General features: G+C 64.7%; 17 protein-coding genes. 16 read left to right on the plus strand and 1 reads right to left on the minus strand.

What is annotated here, in order from left to right; all coding sequences use genetic code 11:
- Positions 1-37: 37 nt before the first annotated feature.
- Both aspS and QRN51_RS07275 read left to right on the plus strand, forming a co-directional pair.
- Positions 38-1828 carry an aspartate--tRNA ligase gene (gene aspS, locus QRN51_RS07270; RefSeq protein ID WP_284989266.1) on the plus strand — a complete coding sequence of 597 codons (1791 nt, stop codon included), beginning with the start codon at positions 38-40 and terminating at the stop codon, positions 1826-1828.
- A gap of 99 nt (positions 1829-1927) precedes the next feature.
- Positions 1928-2698, plus strand: a complete 771-nt coding sequence (locus QRN51_RS07275; protein ID WP_284989289.1) for a GNAT family N-acetyltransferase — start codon at positions 1928-1930, stop codon at positions 2696-2698.
- A 17-nt stretch (positions 2699-2715) separates the two neighbouring features.
- Here QRN51_RS07275 and QRN51_RS07280 read toward each other — a convergent pair whose 3' ends face one another.
- Positions 2716-3393 carry an acVLRF1 family peptidyl-tRNA hydrolase gene (locus QRN51_RS07280; protein WP_284989267.1) on the minus strand — a complete coding sequence of 226 codons (678 nt, stop codon included), beginning with the start codon at positions 3391-3393 and terminating at the stop codon, positions 2716-2718.
- 41 nt (positions 3394-3434) lie between these two features.
- Here QRN51_RS07280 and QRN51_RS07285 point away from each other — a divergent pair, with 41 nt between their 5' ends.
- The 14 genes from QRN51_RS07285 to nusB all read left to right on the plus strand — a co-directional run bounded on the left by QRN51_RS07285 (position 3435) and on the right by nusB (position 16978).
- Positions 3435-4916, plus strand: a complete 1482-nt coding sequence (locus QRN51_RS07285; RefSeq protein ID WP_284989268.1) for a replication-associated recombination protein A — start codon at positions 3435-3437, stop codon at positions 4914-4916.
- Positions 4917-5086: 170 nt separating this feature from the next.
- The gene (rpsD, locus tag QRN51_RS07290) at positions 5087-5707 is read left to right on the plus strand and encodes a 30S ribosomal protein S4 (protein WP_028267147.1); all 621 of its coding nucleotides are present in this window, start codon (positions 5087-5089) and stop codon (positions 5705-5707) included.
- Positions 5708-5855: 148 nt separating this feature from the next.
- Positions 5856-6230 (plus strand): DUF948 domain-containing protein, encoded by a 375-nt coding sequence (locus QRN51_RS07295; protein WP_059389201.1) that lies wholly within the window; start codon positions 5856-5858, stop codon positions 6228-6230.
- 58 nt (positions 6231-6288) lie between these two features.
- Positions 6289-6501, plus strand: coding sequence for a hypothetical protein (locus tag QRN51_RS07300; protein ID WP_059389200.1), 213 nt, complete (start codon positions 6289-6291; stop codon positions 6499-6501).
- A 120-nt stretch (positions 6502-6621) separates the two neighbouring features.
- Positions 6622-9300, plus strand: coding sequence for an alanine--tRNA ligase (gene alaS, locus QRN51_RS07305; RefSeq protein WP_284989269.1), 2679 nt, complete (start codon positions 6622-6624; stop codon positions 9298-9300).
- 2 nt (positions 9301-9302) lie between these two features.
- Positions 9303-9890 (plus strand): Holliday junction resolvase RuvX, encoded by a 588-nt coding sequence (gene ruvX / locus QRN51_RS07310; protein ID WP_284989270.1) that lies wholly within the window; start codon positions 9303-9305, stop codon positions 9888-9890.
- Positions 9890-11572: an endolytic transglycosylase MltG gene (mltG, locus tag QRN51_RS07315; RefSeq protein WP_284989271.1), complete on the plus strand. Its 1683-nt coding sequence runs from the start codon at positions 9890-9892 to the stop codon at positions 11570-11572. Before ruvX ends, mltG begins: the two co-directional genes overlap by 1 nt.
- A complete protein-coding gene (locus QRN51_RS07320; RefSeq protein WP_284989272.1) occupies positions 11569-12435 on the plus strand; it encodes a shikimate dehydrogenase in 867 nt (288 codons plus the stop codon). The genes mltG and QRN51_RS07320 overlap by 4 nt, the downstream gene beginning before the upstream one ends.
- A 29-nt stretch (positions 12436-12464) precedes the next feature.
- Complete coding sequence (gene aroC, locus QRN51_RS07325; RefSeq protein ID WP_059389196.1) at positions 12465-13664, plus strand: chorismate synthase; 1200 nt, start codon at positions 12465-12467, stop codon at positions 13662-13664.
- On the plus strand, positions 13664-14230 hold the full coding sequence (locus tag QRN51_RS07330; protein WP_284989273.1) for a shikimate kinase: 567 nt from the start codon (positions 13664-13666) through the stop codon (positions 14228-14230). Before aroC ends, QRN51_RS07330 begins: the two co-directional genes overlap by 1 nt.
- On the plus strand, positions 14227-15318 hold the full coding sequence (gene aroB, locus QRN51_RS07335; RefSeq protein WP_284989274.1) for a 3-dehydroquinate synthase: 1092 nt from the start codon (positions 14227-14229) through the stop codon (positions 15316-15318). The genes QRN51_RS07330 and aroB overlap by 4 nt, the downstream gene beginning before the upstream one ends.
- The gene (locus QRN51_RS07340) at positions 15315-15836 is read left to right on the plus strand and encodes a tetratricopeptide repeat protein (RefSeq protein WP_059389193.1); all 522 of its coding nucleotides are present in this window, start codon (positions 15315-15317) and stop codon (positions 15834-15836) included. The genes aroB and QRN51_RS07340 overlap by 4 nt, the downstream gene beginning before the upstream one ends.
- A gap of 168 nt (positions 15837-16004) precedes the next feature.
- The gene (gene efp / locus QRN51_RS07345) at positions 16005-16568 is read left to right on the plus strand and encodes an elongation factor P (protein WP_028267136.1); all 564 of its coding nucleotides are present in this window, start codon (positions 16005-16007) and stop codon (positions 16566-16568) included.
- Complete coding sequence (gene nusB, locus QRN51_RS07350; RefSeq protein ID WP_059389192.1) at positions 16568-16978, plus strand: transcription antitermination factor NusB; 411 nt, start codon at positions 16568-16570, stop codon at positions 16976-16978. Before efp ends, nusB begins: the two co-directional genes overlap by 1 nt.
- Positions 16979-16993 lie beyond the last annotated feature (15 nt).

Consider the following 16993-nt stretch of genomic DNA (forward strand, 5'->3'; position numbering starts at 1 on the left):
TTGTCATGGTCCTGAAAATCATGTTGAAAGGAATGCTGTGCTGCGCACACATGACCTCGGATCCCTGCGTTCCGAGCACATTGGACAGACCGTCACCCTGGCTGGCTGGGTAGGCCGCCGCCGAGATCACGGTGGCGTGGCCTTCGTCGATCTGCGTGACGCGTCCGGTGTCGCCCAGGTGGTTGTCCGCGAGGAAGAGGTCTTCCACGGCCTGCGCAATGAATACGTGCTGCAGATCGTGGGCACCGTCAGCAAGCGTCCCGAGGGCAACGAGAACCCGCACCTCGCCACCGGCGAGATCGAGGTCATCGCCGAGAAAGTGGTGATCCTCAACACTTCGGATCCCCTTCCGTTCCAGATCGACGAGCACGTGGAGGTCGGTGAAGAAGCGCGACTCAAGCACCGTTACCTTGACCTGCGCCGCCCCGGCCCCGCCCGGAACCTGCGCCTGCGTTCCGAAGCGAACCGTGTGGCCCGCGAGCTGCTTCACCAGCAGGGTTACGTCGAGATCGAGACTCCCACGCTGACGCGCTCGACGCCGGAAGGCGCCCGCGACTTCGTGGTTCCGGCGCGTCTGGCACCGGGTTCCTGGTATGCGCTTCCGCAGTCCCCGCAGCTTTTCAAGCAGCTGCTCCAGGTTGGCGGTTTCGAAAAGTACTACCAGATCGCCCGTTGCTACCGCGACGAAGACTTCCGTGCGGACCGCCAGCCGGAATTCACCCAGCTCGACATCGAAGCCAGCTTCGTTGACCAGGACGACATCATTGAGCTCGGCGAAGGCATCGTCAAGGCACTATGGCAGCTGATCGACGTCGAGATCCCGACGCCGATCCGCCGCATGACGTACCACGAGGCGATGGCCAAGTACGGCTCCGACAAGCCGGACCTGCGCTTCGGCCTGGAGCTCACTGAATTGACGGAGTTCTTCAAGGACACGAACTTCGGTGTCTTCAAGGCGCCCTACGTTGGCGCCGTCGTCATGCCTGGCGGGGCCTCGCAGGCCCGCCGCGCGCTGGACGCCTGGCAGGAATGGGCCAAGCAGCGTGGCGCCAAGGGTCTCGCCTACGTGTTGTTCAAGGAAGACGGCGAGCTCACGGGCCCCGTTGCCAAGAACCTCACGGACGCGGAGCGTGCCGGCCTGGCTGACGCCGTCGGCGCAAAGCCCGGCGACTGCATCTTCTTCGCCGCCGGCGAGAAGTCACCATCCCGCGCCTTGCTGGGTGCTGCCCGCGTCGAGATCGGCCACCGCACCGGCCTGATCGATCCCAAGGACTGGGCTTTCGTCTGGATCGTGGACGCCCCGATGTTCGAACCGGCTGCCGCAGCCGTCGCTTCCGGCGACGTCGCGGTGGGTGGCGGACAGTGGACGGCCCTGCACCACGCCTTCACCTCCCCGAAGCCCGAGTTCCTGGACTCCTTTGACAAGGACCCGGAAGCGGCCCTGTCGTACGCCTACGACATCGTGTGCAACGGCAACGAAATCGGCGGCGGATCCATCCGTATCCACGAGGCCGATGTCCAGGAGCGCGTTTTCGAGCTCATGGGCCTGGACAAGGAAGACGCGCAGACCAAGTTCGGCTTCCTGCTCGAGGGATTCAAGTACGGCGCACCTCCGCACGGCGGCATGGCCTTCGGGTGGGACCGGGTCGTGGCCCTTCTGGCCGGCGTGGACTCGATCCGCGACGTCATCGCTTTCCCGAAGTCCGGCGGCGGCTACGACCCCCTGACCGCTGCTCCTGCGCCCATCACGGCGCAGCAGCGCAAGGAAGCCGGAGTCGACTTCAAGCCTGAAGCCAAGCCGCAGGTAGCGGCAGCCAAGCCGGAGTAGCTGGAACCGTAGAAGTAGCCCGAAGGCCCTCGCACATTGCGGGGGCCTTCGGCGTAGCATGACGTCGACTGAATTCGAGGAGGACGCGTGACACAGGAAATGGGCCTTGCATCGATCGAGGAGCTCATGGACCGGGCATGGCCCGCCCCGGACCGTGAGGACACCGGGGGATGGGTCATGCGGGCCGCCGGAGGCGTGACACAGCGGGCAAACTCGGTCTGGCCCAGGGAGCAGGCCAGCGACCACGAGTCGGCAGTACGGGCCGCCACGCAGTGGTACCGCTCCCGGCGCCTGCCGCTGATCTTCCAGATTTTCGACGATGAGCGAAGCGCGGGCCTCAACAGTGTGCTCGATGCGCAGCGATTCACCCGGCAGTCGGAGACCCTCATCATGGTCCGTCCGGGCGGCGCCTTTCCAGCTACCCTGCCCGGTGGCCCGGCAACCGGCGTCGAGATCTCGGAGGAGCCTTCCGAAGAGTGGCTCCGGCTGTGGTGGTCCGTTGACGGCCGCGGGGGAGACGCCGAGCTGGACATCGCCCGGAGGATTCTGGTGTCTTGCCCTTCCGTCTACGCTCTCGCGAAGGACGACGACGGCGTCCCGGCCGCCGTCGGGCGCCTCGCCCTGGTGGACGGCAAGGGAGGCATCTACTGCATGGCAACTGCGGCCAAGCACCGCCGCCGTGGCTACGGGCGGCAGGTGCTTGAAGCGCTTCTGGAAGCGGGCGCCCACCGGGGCGTGTCCGAGTTCTGGCTACTGGTGATGGCCTCGAATACCGGCGCCCGGACCCTGTACGACGGCGCGGGGTTCGCAGAGCACGGCAGGTACTTCTACCGGCAGGCCCGGCCGCAGCGGGCGTTGTCGGGCTGCTAGCTGGCCCGGCGCCCCTCCTACAACGGATCCGTGACGTCGATCCGCACGGCGCAGGCATCTGCCGCCGCCCTACGAAGCACTGTCGCGTTGGGGTCGGCAACTGCCAGGAACGCGAGCTTCGCCCGGGACGAATATTCCTTCAACGCCTTTTCTTCGAGGACCGCCGCGGAGAGTGCGGCGTCTCCGCCCAGAACGAGATATTCAATACTGTCTCCGGCAAACACAGCGGCGGCATAACCGGCCACCGCTTCCGTCAGTGCGTTGGCCTGGTTCTCACGACGACGCGCAAAGCGCTGCTGCGAGGATCCACCTGCAGCCGAGCGGGATTGTACGTAACGTGAACCCGATTTGGAGGCGGACACTTTGCCGCCGCTCACGACCCCCACCGCGTAGCCGCCCCGGCGCACCAGGATGATTCCGAGCCGCCGTTCCTGCGAAGCAAGCGACGCCAGGCGCTCAACCGCGGTTGCGCCCCTGCCGGGCCGTCCATCGACAGGCCAGGGGGCCCTGAGTAGAGCGGTAGCGCCATCGGCCGCCCGCAGGAGCGTGCCGCCGTCGTCGGGCTCTTCCTGAACGGCGCCATGGCTTGCGGCGAAGCGCTCCACCCAGCCGGTCAACCGCGGACCGGGGATGAAAGCGGTGCGCACCGCCCCTGGCGGCGGCTTTTCGTTGGGGCCGGACGGCCGGGTCTCCACGTCGATGTCTCCTTCGCTGGAATCATGAGTAGCCTATCCATGTGGAAGATCTCTTTGGTGCCGACGCGGACAATGACGACGACGCCGGCAGCCAGGCGGATTCGGACCGTTCCAGCGATGGACGCGCAGGCACAGGGCGTCCGGCGTCGCCGCGGAGCCCTTTGGCTGTCCGTATGAGGCCCCGGACCCTCGACGACGTTGTGGGCCAGCAGCATTTGCTGGGCCAGGGGTCTCCGTTGCGGCAGCTTGCCGCAGGGGCCAACGCCGCCGGTCCTGCCGGCCCGAGTTCGGTCATTTTGTGGGGACCCCCGGGTACGGGCAAGACGACGCTGGCACACGTCATTGCCCGCGGACCCGGCCGGAAGTTCGTCGAATTGTCCGCCATTACCGCGGGCGTCAAGGATGTCCGCCTGGTCATGGAAAATGCCTTGACTGCCCGGGATCTCTATCGGACCACCACGGTGCTGTTCCTGGATGAAATCCACCGCTTCAACAAAGCCCAGCAGGACGCCCTGCTTCCCGGCGTCGAGAACCGCTGGGTGGTCCTGGTCGCAGCTACCACCGAGAACCCTTCGTTCTCGGTGGTCTCGCCGCTGCTTTCCAGGTCACTGCTGCTTACCTTGAAACCGCTCACCGACAGCGACATCGAGGCGCTCCTGCAGCGCGCCGTTGCCGATGCCCGCGGCTTGGCAGGAGGAGTGGAGCTCACCCCGGAAGCCTTGGAGCACCTGGTCCGCTTGTCCGGGGGCGATGCCCGCCGTGCGCTCACCGCGCTCGAGGCCGCTGCCGGCGTCGCCTACGGTGACAGGAACCACGACGACGGCGACGCGTCCGAAGACGCTTCTGAAGAGGAAGGGCTGGCAGGTGACGGCGCCCCCGAGGCTCCGGTCGTCGTCGAACTCCGCCATACGGAGCGGGCGCTGGACGTGGCTGCCGTCCGATACGACCGCGCGGGCGACCAGCACTATGACGTCGCCAGTGCGTTCATCAAGTCGATCCGCGGTTCCGACGTCGATGCGGCCCTCCACTATCTGGCCCGCATGCTTGAAGCGGGCGAGGATCCGCGCTTCGTGGCCCGCCGGATCGTCATTTCGGCCGCCGAGGACATCGGCATGGCGGATCCGACGGCGCTGCAGACCGCCGTCGCCGCTGCCCAGGCAGTGCAGTTGATCGGCATGCCCGAAGGCCGGATCATCCTCGCCGAAGCGGTGGTGCATCTGGCGACTGCGCCCAAGTCAAATGCCGCCTACCTGGGCATCAACAAAGCCATCGCAGATGTGCGTGCGGGGATGGGGGTCGGGATTCCGGCGCATTTGCGGGACGCGCACTACCAAGGAGCGAAAGGCCTTGGCCACGGCCAAGGCTACAAGTACGCCCACGATGCCCCGCATGGCGTTGCCACCCAGCAGTACGCTCCGGACGATCTGGTCGGCAGGGACTATTACGAGCCCACGGCAAACGGCGCCGAACGGGATATTGCTCCGAGGCTTGAGCGGCTGCGCAGGATCATCCGGGGCAAGTAGCCGTCATGGTAGGCTAGATGCTTGTCTGGCAAGGCTCGGGCGCACAATCCATCAAAATCCAGGTTTTGATGCTGTGCCCTGCGCCCCGTAGCAAAAGGCAGCGGTTGGCCGATGCTCTCCCTCATGGAGGCCAGTAACACTGACACACCGCAGATATTGGAAGGACACAAGTGGCTAACAACACTCGTGCTCGCCGTACCGCACGCCTTTCGCGTGCACTCGGCATCGCTCTGACTCCCAAGGCCGCCAAGTACATGGAGCGCCGTCCGTACGGCCCCGGTGAGCATGGCCGTGCCCGCAAGAAGCAGGACTCTGACTACGCCGTACGTCTGCGCGAAAAGCAGCGTCTGCGCGCCCAGTACGGCATCCGCGAAGCCCAGATGACCCGTGCCTTCGAAGAAGCACGTCGCACCAAGGGCCTGACCGGTGAAAACCTGATCGAACTGCTCGAAATGCGTCTCGACGCCCTCGTGCTGCGTGCCGGCTTCGCCCGCACCATCGCCCAGGCCCGCCAGCTGGTTGTGCACCGCCACATCCTCGTTGACGGCATCCGCGTGGACCGCCCGTCGTTCCGCGTTGCTGAAGGCCAGCTCATCCACGTTCACAGCCGTAGCGAAGTCATGGCTCCGTTCCAGGTTGCAGCTGCCGGCGCACACGTCCTGAACGTCGTTCCGGCATACCTGGACGTCAAGATCGACGCCCTCCAGGCACGCCTGGTTCGTCGCCCGAAGCGCTCCGAGGTCCCCGTGACCTGCGAAGAGCAGCTCGTGGTCGAATTCTACGCTCGCTAATTCCCAGCAAGCACATACAAAGAAGCCCGTGGCACGCGCCGCGGGCTTCTTTGTATGTAAGGTACTTGGGGAAGCCACGCCGGGGTGCCTGTGTAGAACCACATGGCGAACCAGCGGCAAAGCAACAAATGCTAGGAGATGAGTGTCCATGACTGGTGGCGATATTGCAGGCCTGATCGCAGCCGGAGTTTTCGCGCTCCTTGTAGTCCTGTTGGCCGTGCCGATCCTCAAACTCGGGCGGGTCTTCGATGAGGTCCGCACCTCCATCCGTTCCTTGAGCGACGGAGCGACCCCCCTGATGGACGAGGTCACGGCGACGGTTTCCACCACCAACCAGCAGCTGAAAAAGGTGGATGGCATCACCTCCAACGTTTCCGACGCCTCCGCCAACATCTCTGCCTTGTCCTCGCTGGTGGCCGCAACAGTCGGTTCGCCGCTCATCAAGGTGGCAGCGTTCAGCTATGGAGTGCGCTCGGCTTTTGCCGCCCGCCGCAAACCGGGCAGTGGCCGCCGCAGCCGCTGAATCCGTTCGTAAGTCACGACCTTCGTATGTCAGGAAAACTGTGAAAAGAATTGTCTGGATGGGGATCGGCATGGCAATCGGAGTCATCGCCTTCCGCAAGATCACCCAAGCACAGGCCGCCATTGGCCCCGAAGGCCTGAACCGTGCCGTTGCGCGGCTGGCCGACGGCGTGTACGACTTCGCCGACGCCGTGCGCGCCGGAATGAATGAACGCGAAGTCGACCTCAGGGCCGCGCTTGGCATCGTAGAGTCCGACGCCGGCAGCCGTTAGCAGCCGCGGTTCGCCCAAGCGGCCGTCAACAGGGCAGAATTAGAAGCTGCGGCAATGGCGCATGCCAGAACCGCGCACAAACTCATGTGCAGTGAATTGAGAAGGGTAAGTAATCAGCTAATGAAGTCGCAGGAGATCACCAAACGCTGGGTGGACTTTTTTGTCAGCAAGGGCCACACAGCCGTCCCCTCAGCGTCGCTCGTATCCAGCGACCCTTCCCTGCTCTTCACTGTGGCCGGCATGGTTCCCTTCATTCCCTACCTCACCGCCCGCGAGGAGCCGCCTTTCGACCGCGCCACGAGCGTCCAGAAGTGCATCCGCACCGGCGATATCGAGGAAGTGGGCAAGACCGCCCGCCACGGCACGTTCTTCCAGATGTGCGGAAACTTTTCCTTCGGGGACTACTTCAAGGAAGACGCCATCAAGTTCGCCTTCGAGTTGCTCACCAAGAGCGTCGACGACGGCGGTTACGGACTCGACGTCGAGCGCCTCTGGGTGACCGTCTACGAGGAAGACGACGAAGCCCAGGACTTGTGGCTGAAGAACACCGGCATCCCTGCCTCGCGCATCCAGAGGATGGGGAAGGCGGACAACTACTGGTCCACCGGGCAGCCTGGTCCTGCCGGCCCGTGCTCGGAAATCTACTATGACCGCGGCCCGGCCTATGGCGCCGAAGGCGGTCCCATCGCGGACGAAAACCGCTATGTCGAAATCTGGAACCTCGTGTTCATGCAGTACCAGATCGAGAACGTCCGCTCGAAGGTGGACTTCGACATCGTTGGCGAACTGCCCAAGAAGAACATCGATACCGGCCTCGGCATGGAACGCCTCGCGATGATCCTGCAGGGCGTCGAAAACATGTACGAAACGGACCAGGTCCGTCCCGTCATCGACAAGGCCGCAGCCCTTTCCGGCAAGGAATACACCTCTGCCGAGTCCGCTGACGACCCGCACCACACGGACGACGTCCGGATGCGCGTCGTCGCCGACCACATCCGTTCGGCCCTCATGCTCATTTCCGACGGCGTGTCCCCGTCCAACGAAGGCCGCGGCTACGTCCTGCGCCGGCTGATCCGCCGTGCCGTCCGTGCGATGCGCCTCCTCGGGGTCGAAGAAGCCTGCCTGCCGCAATTGCTCCCGGCTTCCCGCGACGCCATGAAGGGTGTCTACCCCGTGGTGGAGACCGACTTCGATCGCATCAGCCGCATCGCCTACGCCGAAGAAAAAGCCTTCCTGCGCACCATCGCCTCCGGCACCGCGCGCCTCGAGGAGGCCGTGGTGCTCTCCAAGGCCGCCGGGAAGCCGCTGTCCGGCGAGGATGCCTTCGCCCTTCACGACACCTACGGATTCCCGATCGACCTCACCCTCGAAATGGCCGAGGAGGCCGGCTTGAAGGTTGACGAAGCCGAATTCCGCAGCCTCATGCTGGAGCAGCGCCAGCGCGCCCAGGCGGATGCCAAGGCCAAGAAGGGTGGACACGCCGACGTCTCGGCCTTCCAGGAGCTCCTGGCCGAGGGCGAGACGGTCTTCACCGGCTACACCGAACTGGAAGGCGAGGCCCGGGTCCGCGGCATCGTGAGCTCGGGCCGGCGTGTTGCCCACGCGTCCACGGGCGACGAAATCGAGCTCGTGCTCAACGAGACCCCGTTTTACGCAGAGGCGGGTGGCCAGTCGGCCGACAAGGGCCTCATCACCGGTGACGGCTTCGTCGTCGAGGTCCTCGACGTCCAGCGCCCCGTGAAGGGCCTGAGCGTCCACAAGGCTATCGTCCGCGAAGGCGAGATCGCCTCGGACGCTTTGGTGCGTGCCGCCGTCGACCGCGAACGCCGCCACGCCGCCGAGCAGGCCCACACGGGCACCCACATCGTGCACGCCGCCCTGCACCAGATCCTCGGCCCGGAAGCCACCCAGCGTGGCTCTTTCAACAAGGCCGGTTACCTACGCTTCGACTTCGCCTGGGGCGAGGGATTGAGCGCAGCCACGAAGTCCGAGATCGAAGAGGTCTCGAACATCGCCATCCGCAATAACTTCCGGGTGGACACCAAGGTGATGGGCCTCGCCGAGGCAAAGGCCCTGGGCGCCATGGCTCTCTTCGGCGAAAACTACGGCAGCGAAGTCCGCGTCGTGGAGATCGACGGCGCGTGGTCCCGTGAGCTTTGCGGTGGCACCCATGTGGCCAACACCTCCCTCATCGGGAGCCTGTCGCTGCTCGGCGAGCAATCCGTGGGTTCGGGAAACCGCCGCGTGGAAGCCTTCGTCGGCCTCGACGCCTTCCGGCACCTCGCAGCTGAGCGAGCCTTGGTCACCGAGCTTACGGAGATGCTCAAGGTCCCGTCGGGCCAGTTGGCGGACCGGATCTCCAGCACCTTGGCCAAGCTCAAGGCAACGGAAAAGGAACTCGACCGCCTCCGCAAGGAACAGCTGACCGCAGCCGCTGCGAACCTCGTTGCCACGGCCCAGGATGCCGCAGGAGTCCGGGTAGTGGCGCACGACGCCGGCCAAGTCGGGGGAGCGGACGACCTCCGCAGCCTCGCCATGGACATCCGAAACCGGCTCGGCTCCGAAGCTTCCACGGTTGCCGTGGCCGGTGTCAGCAACGATCGTCCGGTCATCATCATCGCCACCAACGAGGCAGCGCGTGAAGCGGGCGTCAAGGCAGGCGCCCTTGTCCGCGTGGCCGCAGGAATCCTCGGTGGCGGCGGTGGCGGCAAGGACGACGTCGCCCAAGGCGGCGGAACCGACGCCGCGAAGATCGCACCGGCCCTTGCGGCCGTTGTGGACGCGATCGCCAAGCGCTGATTTTGGAGGCCATTGCGAGCAACGACGACTACCCCCGGGGCATCAAACTGGGGGTGGACGTCGGGACCGTCCGTGTGGGAGTCGCCATCTGCGACCCGGACGGGATCCTGGCCACGCCGTTCAAGACGGTAAGCCGGGACGCCAAGAAGAATTCCGATATCGGGGTCATTGTCCGGCATGCCGAGGAGCTCGGCGTAGTCCAGATCTTCGTCGGCCTGCCGCGGACGATGAAGGGCGAAGAACACGCTTCTGCGGCCATGGCCACGGACTACGCGGACTTGCTGGCAGCCCACTTGCAGCGCCGTGGACTCGATGTTCCAGTCAACATGGTGGACGAGAGGCTCAGTACTGTGACGGCCCACCGCAATCTCCATGAAGCTGGCATGAGCAGCAAGGATCATCGTAAAGTGGTGGATCAGGTTGCCGCTGCCGGAATTCTGCAGCACGCGATCGACATGCAAAAAGCCAGAGGTGCGGATGTGGGCAGGCGCGTGCAGGCGCCAATGCCACCCCAACACATTGACGGTGCCAGTGCGCCGCTGCCGGCCTCCGGCATTGATCCACACTCTCCAACGAGGGGAAGACAATAGTGAGCCCGGTCAACAACGACCCCTCCAACGACGCAGCAGAAGACCGTACCCGGCCTCTGACGCGTCGTGAAATCCGTGCCAGGGAACGATTCCTGGAGACGCAGAACCAGGAGGTGTTGCCACCACCTGTGCCTGTCCACTTTGAACCTGTCGCAGTCCCGAAACCGCAGCCTGCATTCGTCCCGGACTATGCGCCGGCGGCCCCGGAAGCGACCACGCACGCCGCTGACCTCCACGACGACGGTATCCATGGCGACGGTAACCATGGAGAAGCAGTCCGGTCCCAAGAGGACCTGCAGGAGCACCCTGACCCGGCGCAGCCTGAAGTTCCCCTGCAGCCCGTTGACGCCGTGCACCCCATCGACGACACAGTGCAGCCAGAGGTCGAGCACTACGACGTGGCGCACCCCGACGACGTCAGGCACGATACTCTCCACCCCGATGTCGTCGAGCACGACGCTGTTCACAGCTACGACGTTGCACACGATGACGAGTTTCACGACCTGCAGGCCCATGACGAAGGTTATGCGCACCACGACCCCCAGTTCGACTACGGGGTCCACGAGGAGCACGGTGCGCACGACCTCATGGCAGCTGCGACTCCTGCGCCGAAGGTCCCCTCGAAGAAAGTCCGCAGGCGCCGTCGGCTTGTCGCGCTCCTGCTCACCCTCACGGTGTTCGTCGCAGCGGTTGCCGTTGGTGCACAGTTCCTGAAGCCATTGCTCGGGATGGACAAGGTCAGCGACTACCCAGGCCCGGGCACCGGCTCGGTCACCATCACGGTTGCCCCGGGCTCCGGCCCCAAGCTGGTCGCGAGCAACCTCCAGAGCCAGCACGTCATTGCCGACGCCGATTCTTTCGTGGCAGCCTTCACTGCCGCCGGTGGTGAGCTCTCACCCGGTGATTTCACTTTCAAAACGGAAATGAAGAACTCCGATGCGGTGAATGTGCTCCTCGGCAAGGATTCTTCCAAGGTCATGTACTTCGCATTGAGTGCCGGATTGCGCATCGGTGAATCCCTTGACGCGATCTCCAAGGGTTCGGGCATACCTCTCTCCGAATTGAAGGCGCTCAGCGACTCGCCGGCCCAGTTTGGCGTCCCTGCCCAGGCAAAGAACCTGGAAGGCTTCCTGGCACCGGGGGAGTACCGTTTCCCCGTTGGAACCTCTGCCAAGGACATCCTCCAGAAGCTGGTCACGGCCACTACCGACGAGCTCAAGGCCCAGGGTGTCACGGATCCCGCCAAGCAGTACCAGACCATCACGGTAGCCAGCATCGTGCAGGCTGAAGGCGGGCAGGCCGACTACGGCAACGTGGCCGGCGCCATTTACAACAGGCTCAAGCCGGGCAACACCGAGACGAACGGGCTCATCCAGTCCGACGCCACCGTTACGTACGGCCTGGGTACCAAGACCTTCCACCTGACCGACGCCCAGAAGGCCGACAAGGGCAACCCCTACAACACCTACGCCAACGTGGGCCTGCCGGTCGGCCCCATCGGTTCACCCGGCAAGACGGCGATCGATGCCGCCGCCAAGCCCACAGCCAACAACTACCTTTACTGGGTGACGATCAATCTCGACACCAAGGAAACCAAGTTCTCCAGCACCCTGGCGGAACACCTCAAGTACGTTGACCAATACAACGCCTGGTGTGCTGCCAACGCCGGACGGTGCGTGTGAGTAGACGTGCTGCCGTCCTGGGGCACCCCATCAGCCACTCGAAGTCACCAGCGCTCCACCGAGCGGCCTACGCGAAGCTCGGGCTCGACATCGAATACTCGGCGATCGATGTAACGGTGGAGCGGCTCCCGGCCTTCATGGCGGGCCTCGTGGACGGGGATGACTGGTGCGGCTTGTCCGTCACCATGCCCCTCAAGACCGCCATGGTGGACGAAGTCGACGAGGTCCGGGGGGCCGGTGCGTACTTGGGCGTCATCAACACGGTGGCTTTCGAAGCGACTGAGTACGGCGTGCGGCGGGTCGGCCACAACACGGATGTGGCGGGCATAGTCGACGCCGTCAGGAATGCAGGAGTCAAGGAGCAGCCGGGCTCGGCGGTCCTTGGCGGCGGAGGGACCTCGGCAGCGGCTATTGCGGCGCTCCGGGAGCTCGGCTCGAAACACGTTGACGTCTTTGTGCGCGACGCCGGGCGGGCCGCCGAGGCGAAAGCCGCGGCAGCCGCCGTCGGGCTTTCCATCCACCTCCGGCCGATGACCGAAGCGGCTGTTGGCATGGCAGGAGCGGATCTGGTGATCTCCACGCTTCCGCCGCGGGCGGCGGACGGCATTGCGGCGCAGCTTGGGCAGCTTCCCGACGGCACGCTTCCCGACGTCGGCACAGGTGTGCTGCTCGATGTGGCCTACGATCCTTGGCCCAGCCGTATTGCCGAAGCATGGCGTTCGCGGGGCGGAGTGGTGGTTCCGGGCCTCGAGATGTTGCTCTATCAGGCCGTGGAGCAAATCCGTTTGTTTTCAGGAGCCGACGTCACCGCCGATGTCATAGATGTGATGTGTGACTCAGTCGGGCTTCCCCGGCGGGTCTAGTAAGGGCCTTACATGGCAGGATTGGATATATGTTGCGTTGGTTGACTGCCGGTGAATCCCATGGCCCGGCACTGCTCGGAATTGTTGAAGGCGTCCCCGCCGGTGTTGAACTCACCAGCGAGGAAATACGTGACGCCTTGGCGCGTCGCCGTCTCGGCTATGGCCGCGGCGCCCGGATGAAGTTCGAGCAGGACGAAGTGACCATCCTTGGCGGCGTCAGGCACGGCGTGACGCAGGGTGGCCCCGTCGCGATCCAGATCGGCAACACCGAATGGCCCAAATGGGAGCAGATCATGTCTGCCGACCCGGTGGACCCCGCAGTCCTCGCGGACCAAGCCCGCAATGCGCCGTTGACACGTCCGCGGCCCGGCCATGCGGACTTCACAGGCATGCAGAAGTACGGATTCCCTGAGGCCCGCCCTGTGTTGGAACGCGCCAGCGCCCGCGAGACCGCCACGCGTGTCGCCTTGGGTACCGTCGCTTCGCAATTCCTGAAGCAGCTTGGCATCGAGCTCGTGAGCCACACCGTATCCATCGCGAGCGTGACCGTGCCCGAGGGCCGCCCCCTGCCCGTGCCGTCCGACGTCCTGGCCCTCGACGCCGATCCTCTGCGTTGTTTCGACCGGGAGACCTCCGACGCCATGGTGGCCGAGGTCGACGCAGCACACAAGGAAGGCGAAACCCTCGGCGGTGTTGTCGAAGTCCTGGCCTACGGCCTTCCGCCGGGGCTCGGAAGCTACGTGCACTGGGACCGTCGCCTCGACTCCCGCCTGGCCGCTGCCCTGATGGGCATCCAGGCAATCAAGGGCGTCGAAGTCGGCGATGGCTTCCTGACAGCGGCCCGCCGTGGCTCCGCCGCGCACGATGAAATCGTCAAGGACGAGACCGGCCGGATCGTCCGCAAGACCAACCGGGCCGGTGGCATCGAAGGCGGCATGAGCATCGGCGAGGTCCTGCGTGTCCGTGCCGCCATGAAGCCCATCGCCACCGTCCCGCGTGCGTTGAAGACCATTGACGTGAGCACCGGTGAGGCCGCCAAGGCGCACCACCAGCGCTCCGACGTCTGTGCCGTTCCGGCGGCGGGTGTCGTGGCCGAGGCCATGGTTGCCCTGGTGTTGGCCGAGGCCGTTGCCGAGAAGTTCGGCGGTGACTCGGTCGCTGAGACCGCCCGGAACCTTCGGGGTTACCTGGACAGCATCCCGGCAACCCTGGACTCGGTCGGCCACTAGTGGTCCGCGGTAACTCGGGCGCCGGTTATGGGCGCGCGATCGTTTTGGTTGGGCCAATGGCCGTCGGCAAGTCGGTCATCGGCCAGCAACTCGCCCAACAATTGAGCGTGCCCTTCGTGGACACGGACGCCGTCATCGTTGAGCACCACGGCACGATTGCGGATATTTTCGCCGGTCGCGGAGAACACGCATTCCGGGAGATCGAGGCCAGGACGGTGGCACGCGCCGTCGACGCTGCGAACATCAACCGTGCCGTAGTCTCGCTGGGTGGCGGCGCAGTGCTCGATTCGGGCACGCAGCAGCTGCTGGGCGACTGCACCGTGATCTACCTTGAGTGCGACGCCGAGACTGTCGCCGAGCGCATTGCCCGCAACACAGGCCGGCCACTCCTGGCCGGCGACGCCATGGCCCGCTGGGAGACCCTTTTTGCCGCCCGGCGTCCAGTCTATGAACGCCTTGCAGACATCATCGTCGACGTCCGGTCCGGGACAGTGGCGGAAATCGCCCTCCACGTGGAGGAAAGACTGCGTGAATACGCGGCCTTGAAAGAGGAAGTGCAAAAGTGAGCAACGAAGCAACTGTCATCAAGGTCACTGGCCAGTCCGCCAACGAGAACTATGACGTCGTTGTCGGGCGCGGGCTCCTGGAGACCCTTCCCGCGAAGCTGGGCGAGCGGGTCCGGCGGGTTCTCGTGATCCACCCTCGTGCCCTGCGCCTCACGGGCGATACGGTCCGCGCCGAACTCGAGGCTGCCGGGTTCACGGCCCTCACAGCCGAGATCCCCGACGCCGAAGAAGGCAAGCACATCCAGGTTGCCGCCTTCTGCTGGCAAGTGCTTGGCCAGAACGACTTCACCCGCTCCGACGCCATCGTGGCGGTCGGCGGCGGCGCGGTCACCGACCTCGCCGGATTCGTCGCCGCAACGTGGCTGCGCGGCGTCAAGGTCATCCACATGCCCACGAGCCTCCTCGGTATGGTGGACGCATCGGTTGGCGGCAAGACCGGCATCAACACGGCCGAAGGCAAGAACCTGGTAGGTTCCTTCCATCCGCCCGCGGCTGTCCTCGCGGACCTGGACACACTCCAGACGCTGCCCAAGAACGAGTTGATCTCCGGAATGGCGGAGGTCATCAAGTGCGGATTCATTGCCGATCCCGCCATCCTGGAACTCGTCGAAAACAAGCCGGAGGAAGTCACCGATCCAGGCTCGGCGGTGCTCCGCGAGCTCATCGAACGCGCCATCGCGGTCAAAGCGAAGGTGGTTTCCGAAGACCTCAAGGAATCCGGCCTGCGTGAAATCCTCAACTACGGGCACACCCTTGGCCATGCGATCGAACTCGTGGAACGCTACTCGTGGCGCCACGGCGCAGCGGTTTCGGTCGGCATGATGTTTGCCGCCGAGCTCGCCCGCAGCGTCGGCCGGCTTTCCGACGTCGACGCCGACAGGCACCGCACCATCCTGGAGGGACTCGGGTTGCCGGTCACCTACCGCCGGGACCGCTGGCAGGGCCTGCTGGACGGCATGCGCCGTGACAAGAAATCCCGCGGAGACCTCTTGCGCTTCGTGGTGCTCGACGGCGTCGCAAAGCCCGGAATCCTTGACGTTCCGGACACCTCGTTGCTCTTCGCTGCCTACCAGGAGATCGCATCATGACCACCGAGACCTTCAGCAGCATCAGCGATTGGCCCACGGGCGGATTCCCCGGGGTGCGCACCAACCCTGACACCCTCCTGCCGGCCATCGTCAACGAGGAAGCCATGCAGTCCGCACTGGCCGAGTCGAGCGATCCGGCCGACCGCATCATGGCCCTCATGCTCGAAGGCCACCCGGGTGAAGCCGCCGAGTTGTTGGCCGAGGCGCGCTACAACGATCCCGAGTCGTTCAAATTACGGATCTTCGAGGCCGAACTGCACCGTGCCACCAACCGCTTTGACCGGGCCGTGGAGCTCTTCCGCCAACTCCTGGGCGAAGTCCACGGCACCGCCAAGGAACCTGTCGTCCACCAATATTTGGGGCGGGCCTATTTTGTGGCCGGCAATCACGTCGCCGCTGCAGAATCGTTTACCAAGGCCTTGGACCTGCGGGTCGCCTTGGCGGCCGACGCTTCGCTGATCTACTCCTCTGCTGTGGCCCTGCAGCGCGCCCGGAACGTCCTCGAGTTCGCCTCCTGACACGGGCGCGGCCAGGCTCGGCGCATTTTGCCGGTAGAATGGACTTTGGATTTTTGATAAATACGCGCTGGCGGCCGTCACGGCATGCCTGCTTGGCATAGTCGGCTGGAAGCTAAACCAGTAGCTAAAGCGGTAGCTAGCACCAGTGAGAGAAACCAGAGGATACTAGTGGCAACCACAAATGACATCAAGAATGGAACCGTGCTGAAGCTCGAGGGCCAGCTCTGGAACATCATTGAGTTCCAGCACGTCAAGCCGGGCAAGGGCGGCGCGTTCGTGCGCACGAAGATGCGCAACGTCATGTCGGGCAAAGTGGTCGACAAGACCTTCAACGCCGGCCTCAAGATCGAAACCGCCACGGTTGACCGCCGCGACTACCAGTACCTGTACCAGGACGGCGCGGACTTCGTGTTCATGGACACCCAGGACTTCGACCAGATCACGGTTTCCGGTGCCACGGTAGGCGACGCCACCAACTTCATGCTGGAAAACCAGATGGTCAACATCGCCATCCACGAGGGCACCCCGCTCTACATCGAACTGCCCCCGAGCGTTGTCCTCGAAATCACCTACACCGAGCCGGGCCTGCAGGGCGACCGCTCCTCGGCCGGAACCAAGCCGGCTACCCTCGAGACCGGCTACGAGATCCAGGTGCCCCTCTTCGTTGAGAACAACACCAAGGTCAAGGTCGACACCCGCGACGGCAGCTACCTGGGCCGGGTCAACGACTAGTGAGCGCCCGTGGTAAGGCCCGTAACAGGGCCCTCGAAGTACTGTTCGAGGCGGAGCAGCGTTCCGCCTCCGCTTTCGAGGTCTTGAAGGCCCGCCGGGAAATGACCGACCTCGTCGTCAACCCGTACACGGTGGACATCGTGGAAGGCGTGGTTGCCATGCAGCCCACCATCGACGAGTTCCTGCAGACCTACGCCCAGGGCTGGACCTTGGAGCGGATGCCGGCGGTAGACCGCATCATCCTGCGGATCGGCGCCTGGGAACTCCTCTACAACGACGACGTGCCTGACGGCGTAGCAGTCAGCGAAGCGGTAGCCCTGGCCAAGGTCATGTCCACCGACGAATCCCCTGCGTTCATCAACGGCCTCCTCGGCCGCTTGCAGACGCTGAAGCCTTCACTGCTCGCATAAGCGGCATTGGAAGCA

The sequence above is a fragment of the Arthrobacter sp. efr-133-TYG-120 genome (genome assembly GCF_030209785.1).
Classification (GTDB): domain Bacteria; phylum Actinomycetota; class Actinomycetes; order Actinomycetales; family Micrococcaceae; genus Arthrobacter.

Bases quoted from the DNA above. Each gene is read 5' to 3' on its own strand.
- QRN51_RS07275 (WP_284989289.1), top strand. From the start codon at position 1,928: ATGGGCCTTGCATCGATCGAGGAGCTCATGGACCGGGCATGGCCCGCC.
- QRN51_RS07295 (WP_059389201.1), top strand. From the start codon at position 5,856: ATGACTGGTGGCGATATTGCAGGCCTGATCGCAGCCGGAGTTTTCGCG.
- QRN51_RS07300 (WP_059389200.1), top strand. From the start codon at position 6,289: ATGGGGATCGGCATGGCAATCGGAGTCATCGCCTTCCGCAAGATCACC.
- alaS (WP_284989269.1), top strand. From the start codon at position 6,622: ATGAAGTCGCAGGAGATCACCAAACGCTGGGTGGACTTTTTTGTCAGC.
- aroC (WP_059389196.1), top strand. From the start codon at position 12,465: ATGTTGCGTTGGTTGACTGCCGGTGAATCCCATGGCCCGGCACTGCTC.
- QRN51_RS07340 (WP_059389193.1), top strand. From the start codon at position 15,315: ATGACCACCGAGACCTTCAGCAGCATCAGCGATTGGCCCACGGGCGGA.